Here is a 14857-nt window from a genome sequence, read left to right as displayed (position 1 = left end):
CCCGCTTGGCGGGAGAGGACGCGCGGCTTGCGCGGTTCGTTGGGTATGCCCATCGGGGGTCGCTCCGGCGAAAATTATCTTTTCAGGAAGATTTTTTCGTATGCTAGACATTGTGCAACAATATCGTCAACGTCCGATCACGCCGGCCGATTGTTCGCCTCGCCGATGTCCGCCCCGGCACCCGCTCCCGCCGTTCTCCGCACCCGAAGCCACTCCGGACTCAAAGCCACAAGGACCTGCCCGATGCGTGATCCACAGGCTCTGCTGACGTCGTTGCGCACGCTCCTCGGGGAGCGCCATGTGGTCGCGCAGGCCACGGATCTGGAGCCGCTGACCCGCGACTGGCGGGGCCGCTACCAGGGCACGGCGCTGTGCGCCGTCTATCCGGCGGACACCGGGCAGGTGGCGGCGACCGTCCTGCTGGTGCGCGAGCATGGCGGCAGGATCGTCCCGCAGGGCGGCAACACCGGGATGTGCGGCGGCGCCACGCCCTTCTCCGACGACACGGTGGTGCTTCGGCTCGACCGTCTGAACCGGGTCCGTCAGGTCAGCCCGCTGGACAACACCATGACGGTGGAGGCCGGCTGCATCCTGGCCGATCTGCAGGCCCGCGCGCAGGAGGCCGGGCGCCTCTTCCCGCTCAGCCTGGGGGCGGAGGGGAGCTGCCAGATCGGCGGCAACATCGCGACCAACGCCGGCGGCACGGCCGTTCTGCGCTACGGCCCGATGCGCGACATGGTGCTGGGGCTGGAGGTGGTGCTTCCCGACGGCTCGGTGATGAACGACCTGAAGCGCCTGCGCAAGGACAACAGCGGCTACGCCGTGCGCCAGCTGTTCATCGGGGCGGAGGGCACGCTGGGGATCATCACGGCGGCGGTGCTGAAGCTGTTCCCGCAGCCGCAGACGAGCGCCACAGCCATGGCCGGCGCCGGCCATCTCGCCCAGGCGCTGGAGCTTCTGGCCTCCGTCCGCGCCCGCCTCGGCGACCGGGTCAGCGCCTACGAGGTGATGTCGCACTCGCAGATGCAGCTCGTCCTCGACCACATTCCCGGCTGCACCCTGCCCTTCGCGGAGCCGCACCCCTGGTACGTGCTGATCGAGGCGGAGGACAGCTTCGCCGCCATGGATCTCTCCTCAATTCTTGAGGATTGCCTTGCCGACGCCCTGGAGCGCGGTCTCGTCGCCGACGCCGTGATCCCCAGGAGCGGCGCGCAGCGCGAGGCGCTGTGGCGCCTGCGCCATTCGGTGTCGGAGGCGAACAAGGTCGCCGGAATCAGTGTCTCCTACGACACGGTGGTGCCGCTCGACCGGCTGGGCGACTTCGCGGCGGAGACGGAGCGTGGCGTGCGCACTGCCTTCCCGCAGGCGCGGCTGCTGTTCGTCGGCCATGTCGGCGACGGCAACCTGCACGCGGTGATCCATTTCGACCACGACGCCTTCCCGTCCCGCGACGATTTCGAGGCGACGGCGGAGCGCATCAACGAGATCGTCGACAGCGCGACGCTCGCCTGCGATGGTTCGATCAGCGCGGAGCACGGGATCGGCCTCAGCAACCGCAAACGGCTGTCCCGCTCCATCGATCCGGCGCGCTACCGGCTGATGACGCAGATCAAAGCGTTGCTGGACCCTGACCATATGATGAATCCTGGAAAGGTTCTGGTGTTCGAGGACCCTCAATGAAGCGGCCCGCCCTGACGACCAAGCATGTACGACGAATCGCGACACGACAGGCGGCGGACGACACCATGGATGTGATCGAGCGGCCCGACGCGGCCACCGCGGCGTCTTCCCAGAACGGGACGGACGGCGAGCTGGACCTCGGCGTCCGGCTGAAGAATCTGCGCAAGCGCCTTGGGCTGACGCTCCAGCAGGCGGCCGACCGCACCGGGGTGGGGCTGTCCACCCTGTCCAAGATCGAGCGGAACGAGCTGTCGCCGACGGTCACGACCCTGCTGAAAATCGCCGCCGGCTTCGAGATGGACGCCGCGGCGATCATCGGCGGGGCGACCCCGGCACTGCGCGTCGCCGGCCGCCGCTCGGTGACGCGGGCAGGCGAAGGCCGCCCCTTCCCGACCGGCACCTGCAACAACGCCTGGCTCTGCCCGGACCTGACGAACAAGGTCATGACCCCGATCATGACCACCGTCGTCGCCCGCTCGATCGACGCCTACCCGGAATGGGCCAAGTACGACGCAGAGCTGTTCCTCCACGTCGTCTCCGGCACCCTGATCGTGCACAGCCAGATCTACGAGCCGCTGCGTCTGGATGCCGGCGATTCCATGTATTACGACGCCAGCACCCCCCATCTCTGGGTGTCGGAGGGGGACGGGGACGCCCGCGTGCTCTGGGTCTACGCCAAATATCAATGACACATAACGATCCGGTTGATGGATAAATAGCGGAACGCTATATTTATGCGATGCACACGATCCGCTATACCGCGGCAGCTCTGAAGACGCTTCGCCGAATGCCGCGCAACACGGCGGAGCTGATCCGCCTGAAGCTGCAGGAGGTGGCTGCCGACCCGGCGAACGCGCGGAACGTGAAGAAGCTGAAGGGCCGGGACGGCTACCGGCTCCGCGTCGGAGACTGGCGGATCGTTTATGACCTCGAATCCGGTGCGCTGGTGCTGATCGTCATCGAAATCGGCCCGAGAGGAGGCATCTATGACTGATTCCGCGCAGATCATCCGGGATGGCAACGGCAATCCGGCCTTCGCGGTTCTGCCCATCGCCGAATATGAACGATTGCTGGAAGCCGCCGACGAGGCAACCGCGACCCGCGCCTTCGATGTCTACAAGGCCACGCAACCGGAAACCTTCCCCGATGAGGTGGCCGAGCGGCTGCTGGGGGGCGAGCATCCGGTGAAGGTCTTCCGCGACCACCGCGGCATGACACAGGCTCAGCTCGCCGAGGCCACCGGCCTCAAGCAAGCTTATGTCTCGCAGATCGAGGCCGGCACGCGGGGTGGTTCCGTGGATGTGCTCAAGCGGATCGCCGACGCCCTTCGGGTGGAACTCGACGACCTCACCTGACCGACACGGCGAACAGCACCGGCACCTCGACGGTGGCCGGCTTGGGCGGGGGTGGAAAGGGTGCGGTCCGGGCGACCGTCTCCAGCGCCGCCCGCTCCAGCACCGCGACGCCGGGGCCGGACAGGACGGCCATGGACTCGCCCGGAACGCTGCCGTTGCGCTGCACCGTGAAGCGCACCAGCACCGTCCCGCCCAGCCGCAACCGCCGCGCCTCCGCCGGCACCGCAAGGCGGGCCTGAAGGCGGCGACGCACCTCCTCCAGATAGACGCGCATGGCGTCCGCGCCACCGCTACCGACGCCGGCACCGGCACCGGCACCGGCATCCGCCACAGCGGAGCCGTTCATCCCGCTGCCCATCGCCGTTCCGGCCGCTGACCCGGCGGCGGCCACCCCGTCGCGATTCCCGGCCATGTTTGTTGCTGGGATGGCCGGTGACGGGAGAGTTGCTGAGGGAACGCGGGTGACCGCTGTCACCGGCTTCACCGCCGGCTTGCGAGCCGGAACCGGCGCATCGGAGCCCGGAACGTCGGGGGGCGACGGGTCTGGAAGCGGAACGGTCTCGACCCGTCGCGGTTCCGGGTGCGGCGCCGGTTCGGCGGCGGGAGCGGCCGGCGGCGGCTCAGCATTGGACTCTCCGCCACTGTCCGGGCCTCCCCCCGCGTCAGCCGCTGTTTCCACACCGCTTCCCAGCACGATATCGACGCTGACCGCCTCTGGAACCGGCACAGTCGGTGTCTCGACCGTGGCGATCAGCAGGCCCAGCAAGGCGGCATGGGCCAGGGCGGACAGGGCGAAAGCCCAGGGTGCCCATGGCCCATCCCCCTCCCCTTCTCCAACGATCGCCGCATCGCCGGCGCGCAGGACGTCCATGCTCAGACCCTGTGGTCAGCCCGCCGTCTTCCGGGTCAGAACTGGTAGCGCGCCCCGAGATAGAAGCTGCGCCCCTCCTCCGGATAGCCGTCCATGAGCTGGTAGTTGCGGTCGGTGATGTTGCGGACCACAGCCTCCGCCTCCACACCCTTGACGATCTCGTAGGAGACCTTGAGGTTCGCCAGCGCGTAGGCGCCGGTTCGGTAGTAGGCCGTCTGCGCGGAGTTGCTGGTCCAGCGGTTCGAGGACACCTCCAGCGACGGCACGACATGCAGCGCCTCCATGGGCTGGACATCGGCGTAGGCGAACAGCTTGTGGGTCGGCGTGCCGGTCGGCTTGGGCTCCGGGGTGCCCGCGGCGTCGAGCGTGCGGACCAGCAGCGTGTAGTTGCCGCCGATCTCCAGCCACTCGGAGAGCAGCGTGCGCGCCAACAGCTCGAAGCCGCGGTCGAAGCCCGACCCGACGTTGCGGTTCTGCGTCACCGACTGGCCGTTGTAGATCATGTTGACCGACTGGATGGCGTCGGTCAGGTCGTTGACGAACACCGCCCCTTCCAGGCGGGTGTTGCCGAAGACCTGCTCGGACGCGCCGATCTCGTAATTGATGGCGCGTTCCGGCTTCAGCCCCGGATTCGACACGGCCCCGCCGAAGCGCGAGCTGAAGCGCTCGAACAGCGTCGGGAAGCGGGTGCGGCTGGACACGCTGGCGTGGGTCTCGCCGGTGGCGCTGTAACGCCAGATCACCGCGCCCTGCCAATTGAAGGCGTCCATGTCCTTCGTCGGGTAAGTGACGAAACGGCCGGTGTTGGTGCCGTCCCAGTCCTGGGCCTTGCGCAGGTCGCGCCAGTCGTAGCTGGCGCCGGTCACCACATCCACCGCCCCGGTGGCGTGGAAGGTGTTCTCCAGCGCCACCGAGTAGGTGTCCTCGACGCTCGCCTGGGTCGGCTCGCGGAAGCGCGGCGCGTAGAGGGTCTGGAATTCTTCGTGCTCGTCGCGGCGGACATGCACGGCGCCCTTCAGCGTGTTGCGCGGGATCAGGTCGGTGCCCAGTTCCACGCCGCCGCCATAGGCGCGGTCGTCGTAGATGCTGGTGAAGGCCCGCGACGTGCTCTGCCGGACGTAGCGGCGGTCGTCGTAGGAATTGAGCTTGTTGTCGAAGGTCGAATGGAACAGCCGCGTCTCTGATGTAGGACTTGTCGCCGAGCTGCGTGCGCGAATTGAAGGACAGGTTCTGCACCGCCCATTCCGGCCATTTCCAATAGCGCATGGTCTGGCTGCTGGCTGGATCATAGGTGTGCAGCGGGGCGCCCTTGGAGCCGTTCTGCTTCAACACGTTGAAGGAATACTCGTCGGTGTCGTTGGGCGTGAAGCCGAATTTGGCGTTCACCCGCCAGTCGCGGCTCTCCGCCCCCTCGCGCCGGCCGCCATTCTCGTTGGCGGTGGGCGTGTAGTTGTCGGACAGGCGGAAGAAGTTCTGCTCGACCTTGGCGATGCCGCCCTGGACGTAGAAGCGCTCCTGCCTCGTCCCGGCGCTGGCGCTGGTCAGATAGCCGGAGAAGGCGCCCGTGGCGTCGAGGTTGATGCCGGTGCGCAACTCGCCTTCCAGCTCGCGCGTCGGCTTGCGGCTGACGAGGTTGATCGAGCCGCCGAGCCCGCCCGGCCCGTCGAGAACCGAGGCGTAGCCCTTGGCCACCTGGATCTCGGCCAGATCGCCGGTCAGGAAGCGGCCGAGGTCGAAGCGGTTGTCCGCCGGCAGGTAGAGCTGCACGCCGTCCAGATAGAGCGGCACCTGGAACCGGTCGTAGCCGCGCACGGTGACGTAGCGCTCGTTGCGCGGGCCGCGGGTGGTGGCGATGCTGACGCCCGGCAGCAGGTCGAGCGCGCGGTCCAGCCGCTCGCGGTTGAAGCGGGCGATGTCCTCCGACGACAGGACGGAGCCGCCGACCGGGGTGCCGCCGGCCGCCTGGGCCGTCGCGTTGATCTGGCCCAGCCGGTAGACGGGCTCGTCGGGCGCGGCCGTTTGAGCGGCGGATTGGGCCAAAGCAGGGGCGTTCTGCGCGGCGGCCAGCACGGCCGACGACGCAGCGGCAAGCAGCAATCGTCTCATCGGACTCCTGAGGGGAAGAGCGTCAGCGGAAGGTGTGGATCAGAGCGAAGCGAGGAAGGCCAGAAGCGCCGCGCGGTCGGCGGTGGGCAGGGCACGCACGGCGTCGGCGCTGCCCTGGGCCTCGCCGCCGTGCCACAGCACGGCCTCCAGCGGGTTGCGGGCGCGGCCGTCGTGCAGATAGGCGGGGTGGTCGGCTATCAGCGGGACGAGGCCCAGCCCCCACAGCGGCGCCGTGCGCCACTGCCGACCGCTGGCGCGGTGATCGGGCCGCCCGTCGGCCAGCCCGTCGCCCAGGTCGTGCAGCAGCAGGTCGCTGTAGGGATGGATCGTCCCTCCGCCCAACCCCGGCAGGAGAGGATGCTCCGCCGTCTCCAGGCTGGGGGCGTGGCAGCGGGCGCAGCCGGTCTCCGCAAAGACCGCCTCGCCGCGGCGCACCGCCGGGTCGTCCGCGTTGCGCCGCGGCGGCGGCTGGAGCGCCAGCGTGTAGAGATGGATGGTGTCCAGCATCGCCTCGGACAGTTCCGGCTGCGGCCCCTCATCCTTGGCGGCATAAGCGGTGCAGGCGTCCTGCGCCTCCGGACAGTTGGGCTCCGGATAGAGGCGCGTGGTGATGCCGAGGTCGCCGACGAAGGCCCCGGCGATCTGCTGGCGCACGGTCGGCTGGTTGGCCTTCAGCCCGAAGCGGCCGAGCGCCTCCACCCCGGCTTCGCGGTCCCAGACGCGGTTGGTCTGGCCGGCGACCACGCCCTCGCGCGCCTGCGCCTCGGCCAGCGCCAGGACGACGCGCTCCGGCACCGCCTCCAGCAGGCCCAGCCCGAAGACCGGCGGCCCCATGCGCGGCGAGGTCATCACATCGTCGCCGAGCGGCCCGAAGGTCAAGTCGGTGACGCGGATTTTCGGGGCGCGCAGCGGCACCTCGGTGCCGTCGGCCAGACGCTCCACCCGCTCGTGCCACGTGAAGAAGACACGCGCCTCCGCCGGGACGCCGGGCACCGACTGGTCGTTGATCTGGTCGCCGTAGGCGGGGTGCGGCTTCGGTCCGCCATGCGCGTCCTCGCCGGGCACCGACAGGCGGACCAGCATGGCGCGCAGCGCGTCGTCGGGACCCTGCGGCGGCTCGCCCCGCCCGTTCTTGATGTGGCAGGCGGCGCAGGACAGCCGGTTGTAGGTCGGCCCCAGCCCGTGGAACCCGCCTTCCCCGGCGAAGCCGTTCTGCACCAGCGCCCGCCCGCCGGCCTGAGCGCGGCCGACGCCGGTCCCGGCCTCCGGGTCCGAGCCGCCCGGCGTCCAGACATGGTTGAACAGGATGCGCCCGATGGTGAACCGGACGCGCTGCGCCTCGTCGGTCGGCGGCAGGGTCTGGTCGAAGGCGGCGCGCGTCGGGTTGGCCGGGGCAGCGGCCTGGACCGCCGCTCCCGCCGTTGCGGACAGGGCGACCGACAAGCCGAGAAGGGCGTGGAGGGTCCGGCGCACGGGTCAGGGCTCCTTGGCGGCGGCCAGCACGGCGCGGGCGGTGTCCGTGGCGGCGGCGCGGGCCTTGCCGATGCGCTCCGCCCAGTCCTGGTCGAGCGCCGGGGTGACGGTCAGGCCGGCGGCCTCGTACTCCGTCACCGGGACCGCGGTGGCGAGGGCCAGCGCCTCCTCCGCCTTCGCGGCGAGGGCGGGATCGCCCGTCCGGGCGGCGGCCCGCCGCGCCTCGTCCAGCAGAGCCAGCAACTCGCGCAGCTCGTCCTGACGGCGGGTGATCAGCGCGTCGAACAGCGCGGCGACCACCGGTTCGCGGCGGCTGCCCCGCTCCGTCCCGTAGGCGAAGTCGCCGGCCGCGGCGAAGGGGTTGCCGGTTCCCGCCGGGGCGTCCCGGTAGACCGCGGGGCGGACCGGGTGGCGTCGGATGTCCGGGTGGAAGAGAATCCGCTGCCCCTCCTCCGACAGGGCGAAGGCGACGAAGGCGGCGGCGGCCCTCGGGTGCGGGGCGGCGGCGGTCACGCCGATGTGGGCGGGCAGCCAGGCGGTGCGCTCCGGATAGAGAATCTCCACCGGCCTGCCGTCGGCCTGGGCGTTCAGCGCCTGGAAGTCGATGGTCGGGCCGGCGCCACGCCGCCCGGAGGCCACGCTGTCGCCCACCCCCGGTCCGCGGTCGGCGAGTTCGGCGCCGGCGGCGATGCGTTGCAGCAGCGTCCAGCCCGCCGCCCAGCCCTCGGCCTGGAGGATGATGTCCACCAGCACCGGGGCGAATCCCACCCGCGAGGGCACCGGAAAGGCGACGTGCCCGGCCAGCGCCGGGTCGGCGAGGTCGGCCCAGCGCCGCGGCGTCGGCAAACCGCGGTCCGCCAGATAGGCCGGATTGACCACGATCCCGTAACCGGCGACCTCGAACGCTTCGAAGCGGCCCGAGGGGTCGGACAGGCTCTGCGCCCCGATGCGGCCCGGCAGGGCCTCGCGATCGAGCCCCGGTGAAGCGATGTCCAGCGGGCGGAGCCGCCCCTCGTCGCGCAGCAACGGGAAGTTGCGCAGCGCCGGGGTCCAGTAGACGTCCACGCCGCCCTGGTCGGCGCCGCGCAGGATCGGCATCGCCTCCCGCCCGGTCTTCCAGAGAACGCGCAGGTCCGTGCCGGGATTGGCCCGCTCGAACGCCGCCTCGAAGCGGGAGACCAACTCGTCGGGGTAGCTGGTCAGGACGAGCAGGCTCGATTCCAGGGGCTCCGCATGCAGTGCACCCGGAAGGATGCCCATCGCCAGCACAACCAACGCACGCAGTCTCATCGCGGGCTCCGTCACAGGGGACCGATACAGCCGTATCCATTCGCTGTGTTTGTTTGGATACAGCGCATACCGGCGTCTGTCAACGGCGCTATATACGTTTAGTATATAACCGTGAATAAAATATGGACATGGAAACGGCGCCCGCCAGCCGGGGAGCGCGCCCGCTCCCCGGCCGGCCTCACGTTACCCCGTCACTCCCAGAGCTATCGCATTTGACCCTTATCACCCTCTCCCCTCTGGGGAGAGGGTGGCCCGGAGGGCCGGTGAGGGGGGTGCGCGTGGCGATACGTCCTGCAAAAGCGCAACCCCCTCACCCTAACCCTCTCCCCAGAGGGGAGAGGGGACTTCAAATGCAATCAACCCGTCACTTCACGAGAGGGCAACCGCTGTCCTTCGGGTTGATGTAGGCCTGCTCGCCGGGGATGGTCTTGAGGATCTTGAAGTAGTCCCAGGCCGCCTTCGACTCGCCCGGCGTCTTGATCTGCGCCAGATACATGTCGTTGAAAATCCGGCCGTTGTCGGCGATCTTCGCGTCCTTCATCATCATGTCGCTGATGGGCGTGGCACGCATCTTGGCGGCGACCTTGTCCGCGTCGTCGGTGCCGGCCTCCTGCACGGCCTTCAGGTAATGCTTGACCGCCGAATAGACGCCCGCCTGGTTCATCGACGGCTTGCGCCCGGTCCGCTCCTCGAATTTCTTCGACCAGGCGCGGGTCTCGTCGTTCATGTCCCAGTAGAAGGAGTTCGCCAGCATCAGCCCCTGCGCGGTGTCGAGGCCCAGCGCGTGGATGTCGTTGACGTTCAGCAGCAGGCCGGCCAGCGTCTGACCGCCCTGGGGAATGCCGAACTCGGCGGCCTGCTTGACCGCGTTGATGGTGTCTCCGCCGGCGTTGGCGAAGGCGACCACCTCCGCGCCCGAGGCCTGGGCCTGCAACAGGAAGGACGAGAAGTCCGAACTCGCCAGGGGATGGCGGACGCTGCCCTTGATGGTGCCGCCGAGCGTCTTGACGGTGTTGGCCGCCTCCGTTTCCAGCGAATGGCCGAAGGCGTAGTCCGCGGTGATGAAGAACCAGCTCTTCTTGCCCTGCTCGACCAGCGCGCGGGCGGTGGAGGACGCCACCGCGTGGTTGTCCCAGGTCCACAGGAAGCCGTAGGGGCTGCAATCCTTGCCCGTCAGGTCGGTGGAGCCGGGGCCGGACATCAGGAAGATGCGCTTCTTGTCCTTGGTGATGCCCTGCACGGCCAGCGCAGCGGCGGAGTTCGGCACGTCGGCGACGACGTCGACCTTCTCCACGTCGATCCACTGGCGGGCGAGGTTGGCGGCGATGTCCGCCTTGTTCTGGTGGTCGCCGACGATGATCTCGATCTTGGTGCCGTTGATGGCGTTGCCGAACTCCTCGGCGGCCAGCCGCGCGGCGACCGCCGAGCCCTCGCCGTTGATGTCGGCGTAGATGCCGGACCGGTCGGACAGCATGCCGATCTTGATGACGTTGTCCGACATCTGGGCCTGGGCTGTGCCGGACGCCAGGGCGGCGAAGGCGACTCCGGCAAGAAGGCCGGCAAGACGGGTGCTGCGCATGGTTCACTCCCTAGGGTGTTGTTTTCTTGGTGGTTTGGGTGTCAGTGGGTCGTGTAGCCGCCGTCCACGGGGATCGCGGTGCCGGTGATCGACGCGGCGGCGTCGGAGCACAGGAAGGCGATGGCGGCGGCGACCTCCTCCGGCGGGATCAGCCGGCCGGTCGGCATGCGGTCGAGGAACACCGCCTGGAGAATCCGGTCTTCCGGCAGGCCGGTGACCTGCGCCTGCTGGGCGATCTGCTTCTCGATGATCGGGGTCAGCACCGTGCCGGGGCACACCGCGTTGCAGGTGATGCCGTGCTCCGCCACCTCGATCGCCACCGACTTCGTCAGGCCGATGATGCCGTGCTTGGTCGCGACATAGGCGGGCTTGTGCGGGGCGCCGACCAAGCCGAGGACCGACGCCGTGTTGACGATGCGTCCCCAGCGGCGCTCCCGCATCGCGGGAAGGGCCGCCTTGATGGTGTGGAAGGCGGCGCTGAGGTTGACGGCGAGCAGCAGGTCCCATTTGTCGTCGGGGAACTCGTGCACCGCCGCCACATGCTGCACCCCGGCGTTGTTCACCAGGATGTCGATGGGGCCGAGCGCCGCCACCGCGTCGGCCATCAAGGCGCGGGCCTCCTCCGGCCGGCTGAGGTCGGCCCCCGAATAGACGATTTTCGTGCCGCTCTGCGCCGCGATGTCCGCGCACAGCCGGTCGATCTCCGTGCGGTCGCCGAAACCGTTGAGCATCACATGGCAGCCCCGGCGGGCGAGTTCGCGGGCGGTCGCCAGCCCGATGCCGGTGGTGGAGCCGGTGACGACGGCGTTTCTGTTTCGCATCTCTGTCCTTCTTTCAGGCGTCATGGGGTCTGAGGCGTCCTGCCGGTCAGAAGGCCACCTGATCGGCGCCTTTCAGCGCGAGCATGGCGCGCGCCTCGGCGGGGGTGGCGACCTCAAGCGACAGCTCTTCGAGAATCCGGCGGATCTTCGCCACCTGCTCCGCGCTGTTCCGGGCCAGCCGGCCCTTGCTGAGATAGAGGCTGTCCTCCAGCCCGACCCGGACGTTGCCGCCCATGACCGCGGCCATGGTCGTGAAGGGGATCTGGTGACGGCCGGCGGCGAGCACCGACCATTCGTAATCCGTCCCGAACAGCCGGTCGGCGGTCTCGCGCATGAAGACAAGGTTGCGCTGCTCCGCGCCGATGCCGCCGAGGATGCCGAAGATCGTCTGAACGAAGAAGGGCGGCTTCACCAGCCCCCGATCGACGAAGTGGGCGAGGTTGTAGAGGTGCCCGACGTCGTAGCACTCGAATTCGAAGCGCGTTCCGCAGCCCTCGCCCAGATGCTCCAGGATGGTGGCGATGTCGCGGAAGGTGTTGCGGAAGATGAAATCGTCGGTGCTGCGCAGATAGGGCTCCTCCCAGTCGTGCTTCCAGCCCTGGTAACGGTCGGCCAGCGGGAAGATGCCGAAGTTCATCGAGCCCATGTTGAGCGAGCACATCTCCGGCCGGGCCTGGAGCGGGGCGGCGAGGCGCTCCTGCACCGTCATGTTGAGCGAGCCGCCGGTGGTGATGTTGAGCACCGCGTCGGTGGACTGCTTGAGGCGCGGCAGGAACTGCATGAACACCGCCGGGTCCGGCGTCGGCTGCCCGGTCCGGGGATCGCGGGCGTGCAGGTGGAGGATCGCCGCCCCGGCCTCGGCGGCGCCGACGCCCTGCTCGACGATCTCATCGGGCGTCACCGGCAGCGCGTCCGACATGGTCGGGGTGTGGATCGACCCCGTCAATGCGCAGCTGATGATGACCTTCTTCTGTGGTGCCTTCTGTGGTGCGGCCATGGAACGTTCCCTGTGTGGGTTCAATTCGAAAGGAAAGGGGCGGTGAACGGCGCGCGGTCATCCGCGCTCGACGCCGTCCAGCCGCTGGAGGTGGGCCGCCAGACGGGCGTGGGTCTCGGTCCGCTGCGCCTCCGTCCAGCTCCGGAAACCGGCGCCAGACTTCATGCCCAGCCGCCCGGATGCGACGAGGTCGCGCAGCAGGGGCAACGGTTCCGGCGTCCGGTCGAGGTCGGGCAGGACATGCTCGTGCACCGCCAGGGTCAGGTCGGTGCCGACGAGGTCGGCGTTCTCCAGCGGCCCCAGCACGGCAAGGCGGCGGCCGAAGCTGGCCTTGACCACGGCGTCCACCGTCTCGGCGTCGCACACGCCGTTCTGGACGAGCGCGATGGCCTCGCGCCAGAGCGCGTGCTGCAAACGGTTGCCGATGAAACCGGGAACGTCCTTGCGGACATGCACCGGCGTCTTGCCGATCGCGGCCAGCAGCCCGATCATTCCGGCGACCGTCGCGTCGGCGGTGTCGGCGGTCTGGATGACCTCGACGAGCGGGATCTGGTACGGCGGGTTCCACCAGTGGGTGCCCAAGGCGCGGGACTTGTCGCGGAGCGGCTCCATGATCCGGGTGATCGGGATCACCGACGTGTTGCTCGCCAGAAGCGCATGGGGCGGAGCGGCGGCCTCGACCGCCAGGAAGATCCGCTGCTTGAGGGGCAGATCCTCCGGAACCGCTTCGATGACGACGTCCGCGTCGCCGACGGCGTCCTCCAGGGAGTCGCAGGGCCGGATCCGCTCCGCGGCGGCGGCGTCCATTCCCAGAGTTTCAAGGTTGCCGCGGACCCGCCCGACGATCCCGGCCCGGCGATCGGGATCGGGCTCATGGATGGCGACCGGGTGCCCGGCGACGGCGAACGCCTGGGCAATCCCATGCCCCATCAGCCCGGCACCGATGATTCCAACACGCTGCTGCGTCATGCCTTTGCCGCTTCCCCCCTGCCTGATGGCGCTGCGACGGCCGTTCGGCCAATTGTTCGCTGCACCCATATTTTCTTGGAGCAATCAAAGCAAGGGGCGTGCCAATGATGGGAAGCGTTGCCAGGAAACGGGTTGGGCCAAGCAGGTGGGCGGATTGCCTGGGGATCGGATCACCCGTCCGCTGAAGCCCCGGCAATCAGGGGTTCCGTCGTGTGCTGAATTTTGACAAACAGTGTTCAGAATATTGACAAAAGCGACGCGGCGGGAGGCGGGCCATGGCGGCGGGACCAGATGAACACTTCGCGGCGGCGCGCGCCCTGATGGTGATGATCGACGAGATGATCGACGGCGCCATCCTCGTCGACAAGGACGCGCGAATCGTCTGGTCCAATGATAAGCACGTCTGGTTCGATGACAAGCGCAAGGCGCTGCTGGGCATCCGCTCCCTGGCCGAGGTGGTGGGGCAGCCCGTCGAGCGGGTCATCCCGCACAGCCAGATGCGCGACGTGGTGGAGACCGGCCGCTCCTTCCCGCTCGACATCATGCGCTACGGCGAGCACACGCTGCTGGTCAGCCGCCTGCCCCTGCGCGACGAACAGGGGGAGATCATCGGCGCCCTCGCCTTCGCCCTGAAGAACAGCCTGACCTACCTCCGCCCCATCGCCGAGCGCTTCAACAAGCTGCAATCGCGCCTCGCGCGCATGGAACAGGAGCTTGCCGCCAGCCGGGCGCCGAAATACTCGGTCGAGAACCTCGTCGGCTTCAGCCCGGCGATGCTCCAGGTGAAGCGGCTGGTGCGCAAGGCGGGCCAGATCAACTCGGCGGTGCTGGTGCTGGGCGAGACGGGGACCGGAAAGGAGCTGGTCGCGCAGGCGATCCACGCCGCCTCGGACCGCGCCGACCGTCCCTTCGTCGGCGTCAACGTCGCGGCGGTGCCTGAGAACCTGTTGGAGGCGGAGTTCTTCGGCGTCGCGCCGGGCGCCTACACCGGCGCGGGGCGCCAGCCGCGGCCCGGAAAATTCCAGCTCGCGCACGGTGGCACGCTGTTCCTCGACGAGATCGGCGACATGCCGCTGCCGCTTCAGGCCAAGCTGCTGCGCGTGCTTCAGGAGCGCGAGGTCGAGCCGCTCGGGTCCAACCAGGTCATCAAGGTCGATGTCCGCATCATCGCCGCGACCAGCCGGCCGTTGCCGGAGATGATGCGGAACGGCACCTTCCGCTCGGACCTCTATTACCGGCTCAACGTCTTCCCGATCCAGCTGCCGGCGCTGCGCGACCACAAGGAGGATCTGGAAATCCTCGCGTCGCTGTTCTCGGAACGGATGGCGGTCAGCCTCGACCAGCCGATGCGCGACCTCACCCCTGGGGCGCTCGACGCGCTGCGCGGACACGACTGGCCGGGCAACGTTCGTGAACTGGCCAACGTCATCGAGCAGGTCTATGTGCGCACCGAAGGCGAACGCATCCTGTCCGACGACTTCGCCGACATCCTTCCCGGAGCCGCCACCCGGCCAACCGCACTGCCGGCGCGCAAGCGTCCCCTCGCCGACAGCATGGACGAGCTGGAACGCTCGCTCATCCTCGCCGCGCTCGAAGACGCGCAGGGCAACAAGCTCGAAGCCGCGCGGAGCCTCGGCCTGTCGCGCACCAACCTCTACGCGAAGCTGCGCAAGCACGGCATCACGGCGGACTCCGACGCGTAGGCGCCGCACCGCC

General features: G+C 68.9%; 13 protein-coding genes and 1 pseudogene. 5 read left to right on the top strand and 9 right to left on the bottom strand.

Annotation, left to right across the window (positions count from 1 at the left end; translation table 11 throughout):
* Window positions 1-243: 243 nt before the first annotated feature.
* Genes ACWPN5_RS30995 through ACWPN5_RS30980 form a run of 4 tightly spaced genes read left to right on the top strand, consistent with a single transcriptional unit; the run spans window position 244 to window position 3035 of the window.
* The gene (locus ACWPN5_RS30995) at window positions 244-1680 is read left to right on the top strand and encodes an FAD-binding oxidoreductase (RefSeq protein WP_492299408.1); all 1437 of its coding nucleotides are present in this window, start codon (window positions 244-246) and stop codon (window positions 1678-1680) included.
* Window positions 1677-2369 (top strand): helix-turn-helix domain-containing protein, encoded by a 693-nt coding sequence (locus ACWPN5_RS30990; RefSeq protein ID WP_492299406.1) that lies wholly within the window; start codon window positions 1677-1679, stop codon window positions 2367-2369. Before ACWPN5_RS30995 ends, ACWPN5_RS30990 begins: the two co-directional genes overlap by 4 nt.
* A 50-nt stretch (window positions 2370-2419) precedes the next feature.
* On the top strand, window positions 2420-2674 hold the full coding sequence (locus ACWPN5_RS30985) for a type II toxin-antitoxin system RelE family toxin (protein ID WP_145683815.1): 255 nt from the start codon (window positions 2420-2422) through the stop codon (window positions 2672-2674).
* Window positions 2667-3035 (top strand): helix-turn-helix domain-containing protein, encoded by a 369-nt coding sequence (locus ACWPN5_RS30980; RefSeq protein WP_145683817.1) that lies wholly within the window; start codon window positions 2667-2669, stop codon window positions 3033-3035. The genes ACWPN5_RS30985 and ACWPN5_RS30980 overlap by 8 nt, the downstream gene beginning before the upstream one ends.
* Here ACWPN5_RS30980 and ACWPN5_RS30975 read toward each other — a convergent pair.
* The 9 genes and pseudogenes from ACWPN5_RS30975 to ACWPN5_RS30935 all read right to left on the bottom strand — a co-directional run bounded on the left by ACWPN5_RS30975 (window position 3028) and on the right by ACWPN5_RS30935 (window position 13141).
* Window positions 3028-3447 carry a TonB family protein gene (locus ACWPN5_RS30975; RefSeq protein WP_492299404.1) on the bottom strand — a complete coding sequence of 140 codons (420 nt, stop codon included), beginning with the start codon at window positions 3445-3447 and terminating at the stop codon, window positions 3028-3030. The genes ACWPN5_RS30980 and ACWPN5_RS30975 overlap by 8 nt on opposite strands.
* Window positions 3448-3941: 494 nt before the next feature.
* On the bottom strand, window positions 3942-5195 hold the full coding sequence (locus ACWPN5_RS30970) for a TonB-dependent receptor plug domain-containing protein (protein ID WP_492299402.1): 1254 nt from the start codon (window positions 5193-5195) through the stop codon (window positions 3942-3944).
* 412 nt (window positions 5196-5607) lie between these two features.
* Window positions 5608-6012, bottom strand: a pseudogene (locus tag ACWPN5_RS30965) (TonB-dependent receptor plug domain-containing protein); the annotation flags it as partial.
* Window positions 6013-6051: 39 nt separating this feature from the next.
* Window positions 6052-7485: a di-heme oxidoreductase family protein gene (locus tag ACWPN5_RS30960; RefSeq protein ID WP_492299400.1), complete on the bottom strand. Its 1434-nt coding sequence runs from the start codon at window positions 7483-7485 to the stop codon at window positions 6052-6054.
* A 3-nt stretch (window positions 7486-7488) separates the two neighbouring features.
* On the bottom strand, window positions 7489-8775 hold the full coding sequence (locus ACWPN5_RS30955) for an ABC transporter substrate-binding protein (RefSeq protein ID WP_492299398.1): 1287 nt from the start codon (window positions 8773-8775) through the stop codon (window positions 7489-7491).
* Window positions 8776-9139: 364 nt separating this feature from the next.
* Window positions 9140-10354: an ABC transporter substrate-binding protein gene (locus ACWPN5_RS30950; protein ID WP_145683825.1), complete on the bottom strand. Its 1215-nt coding sequence runs from the start codon at window positions 10352-10354 to the stop codon at window positions 9140-9142.
* Window positions 10355-10395: 41 nt separating this feature from the next.
* Entirely contained in the window at window positions 10396-11175 is a 780-nt protein-coding gene (locus tag ACWPN5_RS30945; protein ID WP_492299396.1) for a 3-hydroxybutyrate dehydrogenase, read from the bottom strand.
* Window positions 11176-11221: 46 nt separating this feature from the next.
* Window positions 11222-12172 carry a 3,5-dioxohexanoate:acetyl-CoA acetone transferase gene (kce, locus tag ACWPN5_RS30940; RefSeq protein WP_145683829.1) on the bottom strand — a complete coding sequence of 317 codons (951 nt, stop codon included), beginning with the start codon at window positions 12170-12172 and terminating at the stop codon, window positions 11222-11224.
* A 57-nt stretch (window positions 12173-12229) separates the two neighbouring features.
* Window positions 12230-13141 (bottom strand): 3-hydroxyacyl-CoA dehydrogenase family protein, encoded by a 912-nt coding sequence (locus tag ACWPN5_RS30935; protein ID WP_492299395.1) that lies wholly within the window; start codon window positions 13139-13141, stop codon window positions 12230-12232.
* Between the two features lie 275 nt (window positions 13142-13416).
* On the opposite strand from ACWPN5_RS30935, the gene ACWPN5_RS30930 reads away from it, so the two are divergent.
* Window positions 13417-14844 (top strand): sigma-54 interaction domain-containing protein, encoded by a 1428-nt coding sequence (locus tag ACWPN5_RS30930; RefSeq protein WP_492299393.1) that lies wholly within the window; start codon window positions 13417-13419, stop codon window positions 14842-14844.
* The last annotated feature ends 13 nt before the right edge of the window (window positions 14845-14857 follow it).

This window comes from Azospirillum sp. UENF 211521 (assembly GCF_058780535.1).
Note: the sequence above shows the minus strand (reverse complement) of the source record. Positions and strands in the feature narration are given on the sequence as shown.

Bases quoted from the DNA above. Each gene is read 5' to 3' on its own strand.
- ACWPN5_RS30995 (WP_492299408.1), top strand. From the start codon at position 244: ATGCGTGATCCACAGGCTCTGCTGACGTCGTTGCGCACGCTCCTCGGG.
- ACWPN5_RS30990 (WP_492299406.1), top strand. From the start codon at position 1,677: ATGAAGCGGCCCGCCCTGACGACCAAGCATGTACGACGAATCGCGACA.
- ACWPN5_RS30985 (WP_145683815.1), top strand. From the start codon at position 2,420: ATGCACACGATCCGCTATACCGCGGCAGCTCTGAAGACGCTTCGCCGA.
- ACWPN5_RS30980 (WP_145683817.1), top strand. From the start codon at position 2,667: ATGACTGATTCCGCGCAGATCATCCGGGATGGCAACGGCAATCCGGCC.
- ACWPN5_RS30975 (WP_492299404.1), bottom strand. From the start codon at position 3,447: ATGGCCGGGAATCGCGACGGGGTGGCCGCCGCCGGGTCAGCGGCCGGA.
- ACWPN5_RS30970 (WP_492299402.1), bottom strand. From the start codon at position 5,195: ATGATCCAGCCAGCAGCCAGACCATGCGCTATTGGAAATGGCCGGAAT.
- ACWPN5_RS30955 (WP_492299398.1), bottom strand. From the start codon at position 8,775: ATGAGACTGCGTGCGTTGGTTGTGCTGGCGATGGGCATCCTTCCGGGT.
- ACWPN5_RS30950 (WP_145683825.1), bottom strand. From the start codon at position 10,354: ATGCGCAGCACCCGTCTTGCCGGCCTTCTTGCCGGAGTCGCCTTCGCC.
- ACWPN5_RS30945 (WP_492299396.1), bottom strand. From the start codon at position 11,175: ATGCGAAACAGAAACGCCGTCGTCACCGGCTCCACCACCGGCATCGGG.
- kce (WP_145683829.1), bottom strand. From the start codon at position 12,172: ATGGCCGCACCACAGAAGGCACCACAGAAGAAGGTCATCATCAGCTGC.
- ACWPN5_RS30935 (WP_492299395.1), bottom strand. From the start codon at position 13,141: ATGACGCAGCAGCGTGTTGGAATCATCGGTGCCGGGCTGATGGGGCAT.
- ACWPN5_RS30930 (WP_492299393.1), top strand. From the start codon at position 13,417: ATGGCGGCGGGACCAGATGAACACTTCGCGGCGGCGCGCGCCCTGATG.